Origin of the sequence: Acinetobacter sp. BSP-28 (assembly GCF_044130285.1) — a bacterium.
Classification (GTDB): domain Bacteria; phylum Pseudomonadota; class Gammaproteobacteria; order Pseudomonadales; family Moraxellaceae; genus Acinetobacter.
This window is the reverse complement of the sequence record NZ_JBIQOB010000001.1, coordinates 115895-130576: the sequence shown is the minus strand read 5'-3', so window position 1 is coordinate 130576 and position 14682 is coordinate 115895. Positions and strand designations below refer to the sequence as shown.

The following is a 14682-nucleotide window of genomic DNA, read 5'->3' as shown; positions in this document are numbered from 1 at the left end:
GGTAATGAAATGACGACTGAAAAAGAGCTTCAGGCTCAAAAAGCTGAACGTGAGTTGCATAAAAACACTCAAAAAGTATTGGCTGCATTAAAAGACAATCCTTTAGGTTTATCTGGAAACCAGCTTACAACGATCTGTCGCTTAAGCATCAAAACTGTTCGTAATGTTATTTCTACTCGTACAGACATTACGGAAAGCCTGGGTGTTTATACATTGAATCAGGCACAGGTAAAACTTGCAGTTGAACAACCAGCTGCTGTTAAACCTACCGTGGCTGCTTCACCTACTAAAGAAATAATTCAGAAAGCACCTGAATTGGCACAGAAACATCCGACTGAAGTTAAACGCAATCTTCAGACTGAATTATTAAAGCTGCTACAGGAAAATAAAGAAGGCCTACTGGGTGAAGTGATTACCAGTACTTTAAACATAACAGACAAGCAATTAAGTCAAGCCATGTGGTTGCTGCGAAAAACTTGGAACATCAATCGCACAGGTTTACCAGGTGCATCACATTACCAGCTTGTTGTAGGTGAAGCTGTAAATGAAGTTCAACCTGAAGAACAACCAGTTGATGCCAAACCAGAAACTCAAATGGTAAGCATCCCTTCCCTAGAGTTTCGTAAAGATGCAGTGGCTTCAGCTGCTGCAGCTGCGACCATGGAAATTATTCAAAAACAACCTGAAGCATTAACTCATATTTTAGGTATTGAAATTCATCCAGGCGTAAAAGCTGATAGTACTGATACACCAGCAACACTTTTGGATGAGTACAAGTCACAGATCCAAACGGTAGTTACCCGTAAAAGTAAACTTAAACTTGAAAAGGACCAGCTTTCAGAATTACTTAGCGATATTTTTGGGTTAAGCAAAGTGGACTGGTTCATTGAGGGTGGAAACCTGGTTGGTGTGTTGATGACTGATGAAGATGAAGTGGTGGCGTGATGTTTAAAGTTCCAGAAAAAAACCGCATCAAGAATGGCCCAATGGGCAGTAATGCAGACTATGGCAATAATGGTGCTTTCTCATTTCTAATTGGTAAAAATCAATTTGTTGCAATCGCCAGTGATCAAATGGGTTGGGAACACGTAAGTGTTTCCACTCCATCACGCTGCCCAACTTGGGAAGAAATGTGCAAAGTAAAATCTATGTTTTGGGATGAGGACGATTGTGTCATTCAGTACCATCCTGCAAAAAGTGAATATGTGAATAATTACCCGTACTGTCTGCATTTATGGCGACCTGAAGGTCAGGACTTACCTAAGCCACCAAGCTTTATGGTTGGCGTACAAAAAAGTGAGGCCGTGTAATGGAATTTAACACCCCTGAATTGTTGCCGTGTCCATGGTGCCAGTCAATTCCTAAATTGTCCCACACAGATATGGCGCACTCATCAAATAATGCTGTGCGCATTATCTGTAGCAACCGTACGTGCTTGGTTAAACCCGGCATCCTATTTAATTCTTCTTTTCAAACATGTGAAGAAATTGAACCGCATGCTGTGAAGGCTTGGAATACACGGCAGGATGACAAGTGATGGAAATTCAAAATTTTATAACTAAATTTAAGAAAACATTTGTCTATGAGGTGCTTTCTCAGACACTAACAGACGAGCAATTGTTTGCGCACACCATCAAAGATGGTGAAGTAATTTGGTTTAAGGAACAAATGCGTCAAATGTGGACGTTCTCCAAAGCCCGAGCGGTGCCAGATAATTCGCTATCAAGACTAAAGAACACCATTACAGCCCACTACGACAGAATTAACGATGTAATGCATGAAGAAGGTTATGACGATAAAAGTTTTGGTCAGTTGATGGCTCTCGATTTTGTTGAGGAAGCAATCGACGAAATGATCGAAGCACAGGAGCCAGCCAATGACTGAAAAAATTAATGGCGAACAAGCTGCTCAACTTTACTTACAAGGTAAAAATATTCAGTTCTTGAATGTGGACGATGACTGGATTGATGCAGATGAGAGTACTCAAATCAGCTTTTTCCGATTTTATAAAGATGAACTGATTTTTCGCGAAAAACCTCCTGTCATCGTTGTGAATAACGTAGAAGTACCTGCACCAGTTAAAGAACCAATACCAGGTAAAGAATACTTCCTTATTGATGGCACAAAACAAGGTGGTTATGAACGTGTGCAATACAACAATAGTAATTTTGTTTTTACCTTAGGCTGCTGGGAAAATGAAAAGGATATTTTGAAAGTAGTAGCCGCCTTTGGGAAAAGCTTTAAGGAGGTCTCATGAGCTTAGCTGATTCTGTCATAGAAAGTTTTAACGGGTACGAAAAAGCAAAAGCTGTTTTGGATAATCCTAATGCTCGCCTCTTGCATAATGTTGAAGGTTTAGAGCAGCGCTTATTGGAATACCGCCGCCAGCACAATATTTATGAAGCTGGTGATTTGGTGGTTCATGATGCTCATATAGGCGATGAAATTTATGAGTTTATTTCACTGCTTGAAGATATTGGAATGGCAACAGTTAAATCCAAACACATGACAGGAGGTTGTTCTTTACGAGGGCTTAGACATGCAACCCCAGAGGAAATTGAAGCCAATAAAAGATTGGATAATGAGGAGGAACATTAATGGGTGCAGCAGTCAGTAAAAAGAACGACATGATTGACACGTCGATGATGTTAATCCTACGTTATAAAAGTCCAGTTGTGGCTTTAAAGGATATTGTTGAAGACTATATGCCACATATGGACATGGCCTCAGCAAAACAACGTGCAGCAAAATGTAAGCTACCCTTTCCTGCATTTAAAATCGATGGGAACAAATCAGAGTATTTTGTTAATCTATCTGATGTTGCAATGTGGTTAGATTCTCTTCAAAGAGAGTCACAACGAAACTGGAGTGAGGTGAATTAAGTTCGCCTCATTTTTTACGCCTTTTTTACGCCATGCGCCAAATTTTATTATTTAAGTTATTGATTTATAAATACCATATTTAATAATCTGACCCACCTGCCATGGGAGCAACAATTAAATTATTTGACAGTTGATATGGACCAATATACATATAAATTCATCACTTTTTCGACCGGCATAGTATACTGCATCTGCTGTATGGGCTCATCCTTTTGGAACATGTTTTCATCATTATGAAAAAAACTCTTTTTACTTCATCTCGGTTTAAATCTTTGAGTATTCTGGCTTTGTCACTTAGCTTAGTGGCATGTGGGGATAGCTCGTGGTGGTCAAAAAACAATGAACCAACCCTAGAAGAAGATCAAGTCAAACGTCTTATTCCACCACGTGTTAACGACCGTAGTTCTTGGGCCAAAGACATTTACAGTATTACCGATCAGCTCGGTATTCCCCAAACCAAAGAAAATATTTGCAGTATTGTGGCTGTGGTGGATCAGGAATCCAACTTCGTTGCTGACCCGCAAGTTCCCGGTTTAGGTGAAAAAGCAGTGAAGGAAGTTCAAGATCGTCTGGATGAAAAATTTAAAGATAAATTGGGCGATACTCTGGGCGGAACCATGGCCGGTTATTTTGAGCAGGTTCTGAAAAATCAGCCCACCCCTGAAAATAATTATTTAAGTCAAATGCGTCGTGTCAAAACCGAGCGTGAATTAGATGAACTCTATCGTGAAATTTTTGATTATATGTCGAAGCATTATCATGTCAGCGCATTAACGGGTGCAGCCAAACTGGTCGGTCAAGACATGGGCGAAAAATTAAATCCGATTACCACTTTAGGTTCCATGCAGGTTCATATTGGCTATGCCAAAGAACATAAACGTCAAGGTGGTAACATGGCCGAATTACGTACTGATTTATATAGTCAATATGGCGGTTTGTATTACGGTATCCACCGTTTGATGATGTACCCTGCCGATTATGATAAAGCGATTTATCGTTTTGCAGATTATAACTCTGGCATGTATTCAAGTCGCAACGCAGCTTTTCAAAGCATGCTCAATGACTTGACGGCAACAGAGCTTGATCTGGATGGTGATTTGTTGCTTTACACTAAAGATGGCTCAGTCCGTTCTGCAAGCAGTCAATCCGAACGCGAACTGATTAGTGTATTTGCAGCCAACAATATTCTGGTTACACCACGACAAATTCGTTCTGACTTAAAAAAAGAAAAAGAGAAAAATTTTGAGGATACAGCAACCTATCGTGCTGTAACCAAGCTCTACCAAGAGAAAACAGGCAAAGATCCAATTTATGCTATCATGCCTGAAGTGGTCATTTCTGGTCCTAAACTGAGTCGTGATTATAATACCAACTGGTTTGCAACACGCGTAAACGGAAGATATCAATCATGTATGCAACGAGCAAAAAGAATAAAAATTTAGCGCTCTTTGATTTTGATGGAACCCTGTGTAAAAAAGACAGTTTCACGGGGTTTATCTTCTATGCTTTATCCAAACGACATATCATCAAACAAGGCATTAAAATCCTGCCCTGGATTCAAGCTTATTATTTGAGTGTCTACCCTGCACCTGCCATGCGTTCCAAATTGTTTCGTGCCATGTTTAGTAATGCCAATGCTTTAGAGCTGCAACAAATGGCACAGGAATATGCGGAAAATTTAATGAATCAATTAAATTCGCCCTTACTGAAACAACTTAAACAACATCAAGCTTTAGGCGATGAAGTTGTACTGGTTTCAGCATCGGTTGATATCTATCTCAAGCATGTCTGTGGGCTATTAAATATTGATTTAATTTGTACCCATACTGAACAAGTCAATAATGTCTATACGGGACAATACACTACTCCAGATTGTAGTTCGGAACAAAAAAGACTACGAATTTTAGAAAAGTATTCTTTAGATCATTATTCTGTGATTTATGCCTATGGCAATAGTGTTGAAGATAATGAAATGCTGAGTTTGGCAACTTACTCATATATGGTGGGAACGGATCAACAATTACCTGAAATTATTAACTGTAAAAAGTTGGCTTAGTTGCATTTACATGCATAAAAAACCCACAATTAATTGTGGGTTTTTTAGATTTTGAAAGCTTACATGTAGCGGATAGATTTTGATTTGGTCGAATAGATTAATACAGGAATATTATTACCATCAGTATTACTTCTGCCTAAAGTAACTGTCATATTACCTTGTACCTCTGTTGTTAAATCTCCCGTAACCACCAAGTTCCCTTTAATATTAATATCACCAGTACCTGTAATTTTTCCAGATGCCTTACCTGTACCACCTGCTCCTTTAGTACCAACTAGGTTGCCATACAAATTAAGCGTTGTATCATTAGCAGCATCAATTGCAAATTCAGTGTCTGTTAAGAATAAAATATTTGCCAAGTTTGCAGGAAAAAGATCCATATTTTTGAAAAATTTACTTTGATTGGTTTTAAAGTATTCTAGAGGTAATCCCCCCTAAAAATAAAAGGATCTAAAAGTAGAATTTTCTCTTAAGATACGAGCAGGAGATTCTGCATGAAAACATCTAAATTTACTGACAGTCAGATCATGTCCATTTTGAAACAAGCGGAATCTGGCACACCTGTAGCCGCTTTTTGTCGTGAACACGCTATGAGTAATGCCACATTTTATAAAGGGCGTGCCAAATATGGCGGTATGGATATATCATTAATGGCAAGACTCAAAGAACTGGAATCAGAAAATACCAGACTTAAAAAGATGTATGCTGAGGAACGCTTAAAGGCAGAGATCATTCAGGAAGCGATGGCAATGAGTAGCACTGCTACGCAAGGGTGAAGCCATCTCACCGACGTCAGATGGTACAACAGGCGGTTACCCACCATGTTATTAGCATTCGTCTAGCTTGCCGTGCATTTAGCATCAGTGAAACCTGCTACCGTTATCAGGCTAAACTCAGTGATGACAATGCACTTATTGCAGAACAGCTCCTTGAACTCACTGAAGAAAATACAGATTGGGGCTTGGTCTGTATTTCTCTTCTCTGCGTCATGTTGAACATTACAGTTGGAATCACAAGCGTGTTTACCGTATTTACTGTGAATTGGCACTAAATCTTCGTATTAAGCCAAGAAGAAGACTAAAACGGCATGCACTAGAACTGCGGAAAGAACCGATCCGGGCAAATCAGGTCTGGTCACTGGATTATATGCATGACCAGCTTTCTGATGGTCGCAATTACCGGCTATTGAATGTAATTGATGATTACTGTCGAGAAGGTTTAGCGATTGAAGCAAGTTTCTCATTACCTACAATCCGAGTGATTCGTGCACTCAATCATTTACTGGAATATCGAGAAAAGCCTTTAGTGATTCGATGTGACAATGGACTAGAGTTTATCAGTCACGAATTTGTACGTTGGGCAACGTAACAAGGTATTCGTATTGAATATATTCAACCCGGTAAACCACAGCAGAATGCATATATTGAACGCTATAATCGGACCATACGCTATAGCTGGCTGAGCAAACATTTATTTGATACTTTGGATGAAGTACAAGATTATGCAACAAATTCTTGCGTAGCAGTGCTACTCAGGCATTACAACCATGAAAGACCACACCAAGCAAATAAAGGAAGACCACCTCTAATGGCTGCTTAACCTCTACTTTTAACTTCGATTATTTATGGGAGGATTACCCTCAAAAAGAAAATTGTTATGCAAGTTTTTCACAAAAAATTAACAAAAGACAACAATTGTTAAGGTTAATTTATTAGCAAATTGATTCAATCGTTTAATACTAAATTAATGGTCTATAATTTTTATTCTATCTTATAAAAATTTCAGGAGTGATTGCTATCCCACAATCACTCCTGAAAAACAGCGTATCATAATCTTTTAATATGCTTATTTTTTAAATGGAAAAGCATATTTAGCAATACGTTTAATCACGCTACCATACTGCTTAAACAGATTGGCATTATTATAATTTAAACCATATTTCTCACATACTGCCTGTACTTTAGGTGCCATTTTACGATAACGGCGTGCCGGAATATCCGGATACAAGTGATGCTCGATTTGGTGACTTAAATGTCCGGTCAAGATATGGAAGGCTTCTGAACCGGTCAAGTTAGATGAACCACGGATCTGACGCATATACCAATGCCCGCGACTTTCATTTTCCAGCACTGATTTCGGGAACACTTCCACATCTTTGGTAAAGTGACCACAGAAAATAATACTGAATGTCCAGATGTTACGGATACCATTCGCAACCAGGTTACCGGTAAATACAGGTAAAGCTGCTGGACCTGCAATTAATGGGAAGAAAACGTAATCTTTAAACAATTGTTTGCCGATTTTCTTTTGTAGCGGTTTCCACTCTTCTTTTAGTGCCTGTTTACTCTTACGCCCAAACCAAACTTTACCAATTTCCAGGTTTTGAATGGCTACGCCCCATTGGAACAACAAGCAAAATGGAATGGCATAAATCGGTTGTAAAAGATAGCCTGGTTTCCAGCGCTGTTCCGGAAACAGGCGTAGCAAGCCATAACCGATATCATCATCCATGCCTTTAATATTGGTATAAGTATGATGCTTGTAGTTATGGGTTTGACGCCAGTTATCCGCTGTACCGACGATATCCCACTCATAACTTGGACCATGGAATTTAGGATCATTCATCCAGTCGTATTGACCATGCATGACATTATGACCGAGTTCCATATTTTCCATGATTTTAGCAAAACCAAGTAAACCTGTACCTAGAATCCATGCTGGCGGGAACCAACCGGCAAACAGACAGGCACGACCAGCAATTGAAGCATAACGGATGGTTGAATAAACCTTGCGGATATATTTCGCGTCTTTTTCGCCGATATCATCAAGCACTTCTTGTTTAATTGCATCCAGCTCACGAGCCAAATCATCTAATTGAGATTGTGTGAGCTCACCATTTTTAGGGTTTTTAAAATATTCTATTTTAACAGGCATATTCATGATATTTGACTCACTTATAAATCAATAACAAGATCGGATTGTGCTGAATTGACACAAATTTTTAAGACATTACCAGGTTCTGAATTTTGACTGCCATTGACTAAATTTTTAGTAGAACCTTCGACTTTATTGCAGACACATTTATTGCAGATTCCCATACGGCAACCATGAGTCGGTTTGATATTTTGCTGTTCCAGACTGCTGAGAATGGATTGACCTTTAGGAATCGCCACCACTTTATTAGACTTCAGCAAAGTGATATTTACAAAGCCGATATCAGAATTTTCAACAGGTGTCATGCTGAAAGCTTCACTTTTAAAACTTTGCGCATCTGCAAACAGCAGTTCAGCCTGTGCCACAAATCCGGATGGGCCGCAGGCATAAACTAGGCTATTTTCAATATTTTTCACCAATGCAAGATGCTCTTGATTTAAACGTTCACCAGCATCATCTTCCTGAGTATAAAAAACCTGAAAAGAAAAATTAGGATATTGTTCTGCAAGCTTTTCAAAACGTGCTTTAAAAGCGACATCGGCATACTCTTTTACCCAATACAACAACTGGATCGGTGCTTGAGCCATGCGATCTGTTTTAGAAAGTGCTTTGAGTAAACTTAACATCGGGGTAATACCGCTACCCGCAGCAAGCAATAGTATCGGCTGAGCTTGTTCTGGCAACAGCATATCCCCATATGGCTGGCCAAATTCAAATACATCGCCTATTTGTGCATGGTCACTCAACCAAGAACTGACTTTACCCTGATCAACCTTTTTAACTGTTAATAAGACATGTTGAGCATCAAGTTGAGTCAAACTATAGCTTCGTTCATAGCGAATGCCGTCGACTTCCACAAAGATCGGATGATGCTGTCCTGCCTGCCCCATTTTAAAATGACGGTTCACTTGAATAGTTAAGCTCACCATATTTTGTGCAGCATTTTCTTTTTGGACAATTTTGCCCAATGGTTGATTGATCGACCAAAGTGAATTGAATTTTTGCAACCAGAAATTAGCTGCATGCTGATCAATTACAGTTTCAGCAAGGGAACTTAAGGGAGATTTAGTTTTTTCTAACACATGCATAGTCAGCACCACGCGATTGATTTTTAATTATTATACACATGTATATATATTTGTATATATATTTGTATTTTTTCTATTCCTTTCCAAAGTCGCAAAGCAACCGCTATAATGTTTTCGTTTCTTTAATCCCTTGAAAAATATGAACCAGTCTTCAATCAAAAAAAATGTTGATGCTCCTGTTGATAAACAGAATTTCGTTCATGAACCGGTGATCGTCCGTACTGTGGGGCGAAAAGCAACCATTACCAAAGAAGAGCTGTTTCAAGCTGCATTGAATTTAATTGGACCGCAAAAAAGCATCTCCTCCTTAAGCCTACGTGAAGTTGCACGTGAAGCAGGTATTGCTCCAAACAGTTTTTATCGTCATTTCAAAGATATAGATGAACTCGCGATTGAATTGATTGATCGCTCCGGGAATGTATTGCGTCAAATTTTGCATCAGGCACGTTTAAAAGCATCTAAACAAAACAGCATTATTCGCAGTTCAGTTGAGGTTTTTATTGAACAGTTAGATGCAGATGAAGGAAATTTAAGTTTATTGCTGCGTGAAGCCTATACTGGCTCTGCTTCTTATAAATTAGCAGTTGGACGTCAGTTAAATTATTTCCAGCAAGAATTACAGGAAGATTTAATTCGTTTAGAACGCCTCAATAACAGCAGGCTTTCTCACCCCGACATCGCAGCAAAAGCCATTACCCAGCTGGTATTTAACATGGGTGCAACGGTTATTGATATTTCTGCGACAGAGCGTAAGGAAATTGCCGAACAGACCATGATCATGATTCGGATGATTTTAGAAGGTGCACGTCATTTGGATGAAGCACAGATTCGATAATTTGCTGTTATAAGGATTCAAATAGAATCCTTAATTGTAGTTATACCTGTTGTTTCTCAATCATTTTTTTTACATGTTGTGCTGTTAGTTGAGGCCGTTCCAAAGGAAACATGTGCCCGCCTTCTACAACACTGTACTCTATGCCATAGATTTTTTTCATGCCTTGAGGCAAACCTTGTTTATAAAAATGGCTCTGCTCTGCGGTAATTAAATGCACCGGTACATTCGGTGCCTTGCGCGGCGTACGCCACCACCAGGCAGGTACAGTACGAAAAATGTGCGCTTCAATTTTTTTAGGAATGCTCAGCGTCACACCGCCGCGCTGTTCATCAGCCTGAATGCCATGTTCAAAATAATCATCAAAGCATTCCTGATCAAAATTTTTAAACAATCGATTATGGCGCAGCGCAGTATAAGCTTCATCAAAACTTTGCCAGTGATCATTGCGCTTGAGTGTTATCTCTGCTGGGGTAATTTTATCTACGGCTTTCAGCCTTAACTTTTGCATGCCTTCAAAAATTGCTGATTTAGAGCCAATGACAAAAGGCGGGTCCATAATCACCAACTGTGTAAATAAATCCGGGCGCTGATAGGCTGCCATTAAGGTCACTAATGACCCAAAAGAATGCCCTAAACCAATCACTTGCTGCTGTGGAAACTGCTGCTCAATATCTTGAATGACCTGATTGACCAAATGCTTCCATGTATATGTCACAGGAAATTTAGAACTCATTCCCAGCACAGGAATGGCTTTAATACTGTATTCTGTACCCAAAGCGCTAAAAAACTTTTGATAGCTGGCAGATGGGATGCCATTGGCATGTGTAAAATGAATCGGCTGTAACATAGACCTAAGAACAACGAAATGAATGCCATCAGCCTAACGCTTCATTTAAGATTTAGTAATTGCACATCTGCATTTTAATTTGAATAATGAGTCATTCACAAATCAGCTGATCTGCTGCCCATAGACCATACTGATTGCATACTGACTTAGCTTGCACATCCATTTTTATCTTTAAAATCAATACCTATGATAAATCCAATATTTGCCTTATTTTGCAGATACCACTAAATTCTGGTTGGGCATAAACGTCGCGCCGCAGGTGGTTTTATCCCCCACGATCACCACTGCACGCCCTTTAACTGTTGTGGATTGATCTGAAGCCACAGCTGAAACAACAGCTTTGCACTTTGGGCAAAAATGCTTCATGCCGTTTAAATGCACCGCAATGCCATTAATGGTAAAAGAATTTTCACATTCCGAGACTACACCACCATGGGATGTTTGAGAACCTAAAGTCACCAGTGCTTTCGCCATTTTTATTATCCATTGTTTTAATTTTGCGCATATTTTAGCGGAAATCGTTTCAGCCCTCCAGCACAACTCACCGTATTATAAAAGCTGATCGTTCAACCATTAACTGCCATATTCCTGTAGTAGTTCGGTTTTATGCTGTATTCACGATATAATGATTTAAAAATTTATAATCGATTTAACGAGGCTCTCAATGAACTCAGAAGAACGTTCTGAATTATTTATTCAGCATATTCAAAATGTGTTGCTGCATGACTGGGACCCTTTAAATATCCGTAAAGATGCGTCTATGCAGGACGAATATGACGCTTATATTGTAGATATCCTGGATGTATTAGAAGATGAACATACCACAGCTGCTGAAATTGCAAACTGTCTGCAAGAAATTGAACATGAATTTTTAGGCCTAGCAAAAAATACCGCACGCGCGGAAAATGCAGCGGCTAAAATTTGGCAGCATTTTGAAGATTTTCTGGCTTAAGCAATACTTCGCTATTTTAGACCAAGCTTGCAACAATGACTGAGGTATAAAAAAAGCGCCAATTGGCGCTTTTTTACTTTTAACAACAGCTCAAATGCGAAGCTCAGATTAAGGCTTCACCACCACCATCACTTGAATCGCTTCCGGTGTGACTGATAAACCGTCCAGTAATGTTAAACCTTCTTTCTGGAATTTCTGTAAACGTGAAATTTCATCTTCACGGATACTTGGGTTGAACTGTTTTAAATAGCTTAAACGGTCAATTTCATATTGCCATTTGTTGCCATAGACTTCTTTTGCCTGCTGCTTAAAGTTTGGCAATGCAGTTTTGGCAATATCCAAGGCTTGTGTATAACGCTGTTCAATCACTTCACGGCGCGCCTTAACCACCTGACGGCAGCTATTGCCATCCAGATGATGCAGATAAGGTTTCAGGATATCTGGAGCAATCTTGTCAGATAGATCCTGACCTTTTTCACTGAGCAATACTCGAATCAGCTGTTGTGGCAAGCTTGACGGCAAGTTCAATGCTTTTGGTGCAACAACATCTACCTTAAACCATACTTCAAGCAATACCGAACCTTGTGGCAAAGCTGCTGATTTTAATACCGCAACGTTGGTACTACCAAAGCTTTGGGTATTGATCATTTCCATGACACTTTCAGTGAATGGATGTTCAAGAGTTAAATATTGTGCATCTTCACGAACTTGGGCCTGATCACGATAGAAAGTCGCGGTCATGCCTTCTTCATCTAGTGACAAGCCTTGAACCTGCATTTGATCAGTTGGCTTGATGATCACGGTACCATTACTTTGCTCATCGAAATCGATATTGGTCGATGCCATAAAGCGTTTCATGAACATTGGCAAAGTCGTGTTGTCGTCATAGTCTTCAAGCGCCTGAACAATCTCCTGTGCCACGATTGGACGGCAAGAGTTATATTCAAGCAGACGGTCACGACCTTCCTGTAATTCAGCTTCTAAAGCTTCACGCTGAACACTAACTTCTTCAAGCAAATCTTCAAACTGCTGGCCTAAATCTGCCAATAAACAGTCTTTTAATTTCACAATAAAGTTTTCTTGCAGTGTTTGTGCCGTCGGTGAAATATTGCTGAAAATATTTAAACCTTCGTTGTACCAACGGAACATACGTTCTTGCGCAGTTCCAACCAGATAAGGCACATGAATCTGAATACGGTTTTCCTGGCCAATACGGTCCAGACGACCAATACGCTGCTCAAGTACATCCGGATTGGCTGGCAAGTCAAACAGAATCAGGTCAGAGGCAAACTGGAAGTTACGACCTTCAGAACCGATTTCAGAGCACAATAAGATTTGTGCACCATACGAATCTTCAGCGAAATAAGCCGCAGCCTGATCACGTTCAAGCAGACTCATGCCTTCATGGAACATGGCTGTACGAATACCGGCATGCAAACGCAGTACATTTTCCAAAGCTTCAACCACTGGACCACTACGTGCAATCAGCAACACTTTTTTGTGTTTCAATTCGGTACGCAGCATTTCCATGAGCCACATTACACGTGGGTCATGTTCCATCCATGCGCCATCCAGCTGAGCTTCTTCAGGCCACATCTGCTCGCGCAACTTGCCATCTTTCGACCAGTTTGCAGGCGCTGGCAAAGGTGCCGGCTGACAGTCACGTCCCGGGAAGCCCTGAATTGCTTCACGGGTATTACGGAATAAAATACGACCTGTACCATGACGGTCCAGCAACTCATGAATAGCGCGGAAACGCTGTTCCGGCTCATCCTGAATACCATGCCCCAACAAGCCTTCAATCGCTTTTAAATGCCCATCTTCCAAAGGCAGATCTGACATCAGCACTTCAGCAATTTTTGCAGTCTGATGATATTGCTCTTCTTCATCGAGGAAACGATCGAGCGAGCTAAAGCGTTGCGGATCGAGCAGACGTAAACGGGCAAAATGACTTTCTACACCCAATTGTTCTGGTGTTGCTGTAAGCAGTAAAACACCCGGTGTTTTTTCCGCGAGCTCTTCAACAAGATCGTAACGGTCGTTACCACCTTCTTCTTCACTCCACATCAAGTGATGTGCTTCATCGACTACCAGAAGATCGAAACCGGCTTCTAAAGCCTGTTCACGTAAATCGTCATGATCGACCATCAAGTCGACACTGGCAATAATGCATTGCTCGGTCAAAAATGGATTCAAATCTGGATCATGTTCTTTGATTGACGCAGTACGGGTCAAATCAAATAAAGAAAACTGCAGATTGAAACGGCGACGCATCTCAATCATCCACTGATATTGCAGTGAATCGGGCACTAAAATCAAAATGCGTTCGGAACGCGCTGTTTTCAGTTGCTGATGAATGATCAGGCCGGCTTCAATGGTTTTACCCAAGCCTACTTCATCGGCCAGTAAAACACGCGGTGCAAAACGCTGCCCGACTTCATGGGCGATATAAAGCTGATGCGGAATCAGGCCTACACGTGCACCGACCATGCCGCGTAAAGGACTAGACTTCATATTGGCTTGCATGAGCAAAGCTTCAATACGCAGGTCATACCATTCTTTGTAATCGACCTGACTGGCCAACAAGCGGTCAAGCGGTTTAGACAGTTGAATGGTCGCACCGATACGGGTTTCATTTAACGATTTACGTTCTTCTGACCCATCGTCCAAAGTACGAATCACATTGTAACGCACCACGCCATGACGGTCTTCTAAAGACTCAACCGTCCATTTGGTGCCTTCCTGATCCTGCAGTTCATCATTCACATTGAACACAATACGTGATAAAGGTGCATTGTTACGTGCATAGACACGAGTTTCATCACTTTTTGGGAATAAGATGCTAACCGATCGTTCATCTACGTCTATTAGAACCCCTAAACCGAGTTCTGTTTCCGTGTCTGATAACCAACGTTGACCAATAGCAAACTGATGCAATTTTTCCACCTTTATCTAAAAATGAGGACACTAATTTCAAGCCCAAAATCTGGTTGCTATTTGAGCAAAAAATCAGGTCTTTAAGCAATCTATTTTGACATAAAGCCCACTAAAAAGTGCGCAAAATCGATGAGGATTAAAAAGTTTTTAC

Annotated in this window: 17 protein-coding genes and 2 pseudogenes; 12 read left to right on the top strand and 7 right to left on the bottom strand. The window is 40.3% G+C overall.

Translation table 11 applies throughout. The annotated features are described in order from the left end of the window. Positions 1-9 precede the first annotated feature (9 nt). The 7 genes from ACE01R_RS00660 to ACE01R_RS00630 are packed head-to-tail and all read left to right on the top strand — an operon-like array spanning position 10 to position 2882. The gene (locus tag ACE01R_RS00660; RefSeq protein WP_395544170.1) at positions 10-945 is read left to right on the top strand and encodes a hypothetical protein; all 936 of its coding nucleotides are present in this window, start codon (positions 10-12) and stop codon (positions 943-945) included. After that, complete coding sequence (locus ACE01R_RS00655) at positions 945-1310, top strand: hypothetical protein (protein ID WP_395544162.1); 366 nt, start codon at positions 945-947, stop codon at positions 1308-1310. Before ACE01R_RS00660 ends, ACE01R_RS00655 begins: the two co-directional genes overlap by 1 nt. After that, on the top strand, positions 1310-1537 hold the full coding sequence (locus tag ACE01R_RS00650) for a Lar family restriction alleviation protein (RefSeq protein ID WP_395544155.1): 228 nt from the start codon (positions 1310-1312) through the stop codon (positions 1535-1537). Before ACE01R_RS00655 ends, ACE01R_RS00650 begins: the two co-directional genes overlap by 1 nt. Next, the gene (locus ACE01R_RS00645) at positions 1537-1884 is read left to right on the top strand and encodes a hypothetical protein (protein ID WP_395544151.1); all 348 of its coding nucleotides are present in this window, start codon (positions 1537-1539) and stop codon (positions 1882-1884) included. Before ACE01R_RS00650 ends, ACE01R_RS00645 begins: the two co-directional genes overlap by 1 nt. Then, positions 1877-2257 carry a hypothetical protein gene (locus ACE01R_RS00640; RefSeq protein ID WP_395544150.1) on the top strand — a complete coding sequence of 127 codons (381 nt, stop codon included), beginning with the start codon at positions 1877-1879 and terminating at the stop codon, positions 2255-2257. Before ACE01R_RS00645 ends, ACE01R_RS00640 begins: the two co-directional genes overlap by 8 nt. Then, positions 2254-2598, top strand: coding sequence for a hypothetical protein (locus ACE01R_RS00635; protein WP_395544143.1), 345 nt, complete (start codon positions 2254-2256; stop codon positions 2596-2598). Before ACE01R_RS00640 ends, ACE01R_RS00635 begins: the two co-directional genes overlap by 4 nt. Next, on the top strand, positions 2598-2882 hold the full coding sequence (locus tag ACE01R_RS00630) for a pyocin activator PrtN family protein (protein WP_395544137.1): 285 nt from the start codon (positions 2598-2600) through the stop codon (positions 2880-2882). Before ACE01R_RS00635 ends, ACE01R_RS00630 begins: the two co-directional genes overlap by 1 nt. Before the next feature lie 85 nt (positions 2883-2967). Here the strand turns inward: ACE01R_RS00630 and ACE01R_RS00625 are convergent. Further along, a pseudogene (locus tag ACE01R_RS00625) lies at positions 2968-3033 on the bottom strand (hypothetical protein); the annotation flags it as partial. A gap of 82 nt (positions 3034-3115) precedes the next feature. On the opposite strand from ACE01R_RS00625, the gene ACE01R_RS00620 reads away from it, so the two are divergent. Both ACE01R_RS00620 and ACE01R_RS00615 read left to right on the top strand, forming a co-directional pair. Continuing rightward, positions 3116-4324: a DUF1615 family protein gene (locus ACE01R_RS00620; RefSeq protein ID WP_395544134.1), complete on the top strand. Its 1209-nt coding sequence runs from the start codon at positions 3116-3118 to the stop codon at positions 4322-4324. Continuing rightward, positions 4291-4938: an HAD-IB family hydrolase gene (locus tag ACE01R_RS00615; RefSeq protein ID WP_395544130.1), complete on the top strand. Its 648-nt coding sequence runs from the start codon at positions 4291-4293 to the stop codon at positions 4936-4938. Before ACE01R_RS00620 ends, ACE01R_RS00615 begins: the two co-directional genes overlap by 34 nt. A 59-nt stretch (positions 4939-4997) precedes the next feature. Here the strand turns inward: ACE01R_RS00615 and ACE01R_RS00610 are convergent, their stop codons facing one another. Then, the gene (locus ACE01R_RS00610; protein ID WP_395544129.1) at positions 4998-5318 is read right to left on the bottom strand and encodes a hypothetical protein; all 321 of its coding nucleotides are present in this window, start codon (positions 5316-5318) and stop codon (positions 4998-5000) included. Positions 5319-5432: 114 nt separating this feature from the next. On the opposite strand from ACE01R_RS00610, the pseudogene ACE01R_RS00605 reads away from it, so the two are divergent. Then, a pseudogene (locus ACE01R_RS00605) lies at positions 5433-6537 on the top strand (IS3 family transposase). A 246-nt stretch (positions 6538-6783) separates the two neighbouring features. Here ACE01R_RS00605 and ACE01R_RS00600 read toward each other — a convergent pair. Continuing rightward, positions 6784-7878 (bottom strand): fatty acid desaturase family protein, encoded by a 1095-nt coding sequence (locus ACE01R_RS00600; RefSeq protein WP_395544128.1) that lies wholly within the window; start codon positions 7876-7878, stop codon positions 6784-6786. 14 nt (positions 7879-7892) lie between these two features. Further along, the gene (locus ACE01R_RS00595; RefSeq protein WP_395544127.1) at positions 7893-8960 is read right to left on the bottom strand and encodes a ferredoxin reductase; all 1068 of its coding nucleotides are present in this window, start codon (positions 8958-8960) and stop codon (positions 7893-7895) included. 139 nt (positions 8961-9099) lie between these two features. On the opposite strand from ACE01R_RS00595, the gene fabR reads away from it, so the two are divergent. Continuing rightward, positions 9100-9795, top strand: a complete 696-nt coding sequence (fabR, locus tag ACE01R_RS00590; RefSeq protein ID WP_395544125.1) for an HTH-type transcriptional repressor FabR — start codon at positions 9100-9102, stop codon at positions 9793-9795. A gap of 40 nt (positions 9796-9835) precedes the next feature. On the opposite strand, the gene ACE01R_RS00585 is transcribed toward fabR, so the two are convergent. Continuing rightward, positions 9836-10642 (bottom strand): alpha/beta fold hydrolase, encoded by an 807-nt coding sequence (locus ACE01R_RS00585; protein ID WP_395544115.1) that lies wholly within the window; start codon positions 10640-10642, stop codon positions 9836-9838. 207 nt (positions 10643-10849) lie between these two features. Next, the gene (locus tag ACE01R_RS00580) at positions 10850-11116 is read right to left on the bottom strand and encodes a PAAR domain-containing protein (protein WP_395544110.1); all 267 of its coding nucleotides are present in this window, start codon (positions 11114-11116) and stop codon (positions 10850-10852) included. Positions 11117-11306: 190 nt separating this feature from the next. On the opposite strand from ACE01R_RS00580, the gene ACE01R_RS00575 reads away from it, so the two are divergent. Further along, the gene (locus ACE01R_RS00575; protein ID WP_395544108.1) at positions 11307-11594 is read left to right on the top strand and encodes a hypothetical protein; all 288 of its coding nucleotides are present in this window, start codon (positions 11307-11309) and stop codon (positions 11592-11594) included. Positions 11595-11702: 108 nt separating this feature from the next. On the opposite strand, the gene rapA is transcribed toward ACE01R_RS00575, so the two are convergent. Beyond that, a complete protein-coding gene (gene rapA, locus ACE01R_RS00570) occupies positions 11703-14540 on the bottom strand; it encodes an RNA polymerase-associated protein RapA (RefSeq protein WP_395544107.1) in 2838 nt (945 codons plus the stop codon). Positions 14541-14682: the final 142 nt, after the last annotated feature.

What these genes read in the sequence shown, in the direction of transcription:
- ACE01R_RS00650 (WP_395544155.1), top strand. Translation starts at nt 1,310, where the DNA reads ATGGAATTTAACACCCCTGAATTGTTGCCGTGTCCATGGTGCCAGTCA.
- ACE01R_RS00660 (WP_395544170.1), top strand. Translation starts at nt 10, where the DNA reads ATGACGACTGAAAAAGAGCTTCAGGCTCAAAAAGCTGAACGTGAGTTG.
- ACE01R_RS00630 (WP_395544137.1), top strand. Translation starts at nt 2,598, where the DNA reads ATGGGTGCAGCAGTCAGTAAAAAGAACGACATGATTGACACGTCGATG.
- ACE01R_RS00585 (WP_395544115.1), bottom strand. Translation starts at nt 10,642, where the DNA reads ATGTTACAGCCGATTCATTTTACACATGCCAATGGCATCCCATCTGCC.
- ACE01R_RS00640 (WP_395544150.1), top strand. Translation starts at nt 1,877, where the DNA reads ATGACTGAAAAAATTAATGGCGAACAAGCTGCTCAACTTTACTTACAA.
- ACE01R_RS00645 (WP_395544151.1), top strand. Translation starts at nt 1,537, where the DNA reads ATGGAAATTCAAAATTTTATAACTAAATTTAAGAAAACATTTGTCTAT.
- ACE01R_RS00575 (WP_395544108.1), top strand. Translation starts at nt 11,307, where the DNA reads ATGAACTCAGAAGAACGTTCTGAATTATTTATTCAGCATATTCAAAAT.
- ACE01R_RS00655 (WP_395544162.1), top strand. Translation starts at nt 945, where the DNA reads ATGTTTAAAGTTCCAGAAAAAAACCGCATCAAGAATGGCCCAATGGGC.
- ACE01R_RS00595 (WP_395544127.1), bottom strand. Translation starts at nt 8,960, where the DNA reads ATGCATGTGTTAGAAAAAACTAAATCTCCCTTAAGTTCCCTTGCTGAA.
- ACE01R_RS00635 (WP_395544143.1), top strand. Translation starts at nt 2,254, where the DNA reads ATGAGCTTAGCTGATTCTGTCATAGAAAGTTTTAACGGGTACGAAAAA.
- fabR (WP_395544125.1), top strand. Translation starts at nt 9,100, where the DNA reads ATGAACCAGTCTTCAATCAAAAAAAATGTTGATGCTCCTGTTGATAAA.
- ACE01R_RS00610 (WP_395544129.1), bottom strand. Translation starts at nt 5,318, where the DNA reads ATGGATCTTTTTCCTGCAAACTTGGCAAATATTTTATTCTTAACAGAC.
- ACE01R_RS00615 (WP_395544130.1), top strand. Translation starts at nt 4,291, where the DNA reads ATGTATGCAACGAGCAAAAAGAATAAAAATTTAGCGCTCTTTGATTTT.
- ACE01R_RS00620 (WP_395544134.1), top strand. Translation starts at nt 3,116, where the DNA reads ATGAAAAAAACTCTTTTTACTTCATCTCGGTTTAAATCTTTGAGTATT.
- ACE01R_RS00580 (WP_395544110.1), bottom strand. Translation starts at nt 11,116, where the DNA reads ATGGCGAAAGCACTGGTGACTTTAGGTTCTCAAACATCCCATGGTGGT.
- ACE01R_RS00600 (WP_395544128.1), bottom strand. Translation starts at nt 7,878, where the DNA reads ATGAATATGCCTGTTAAAATAGAATATTTTAAAAACCCTAAAAATGGT.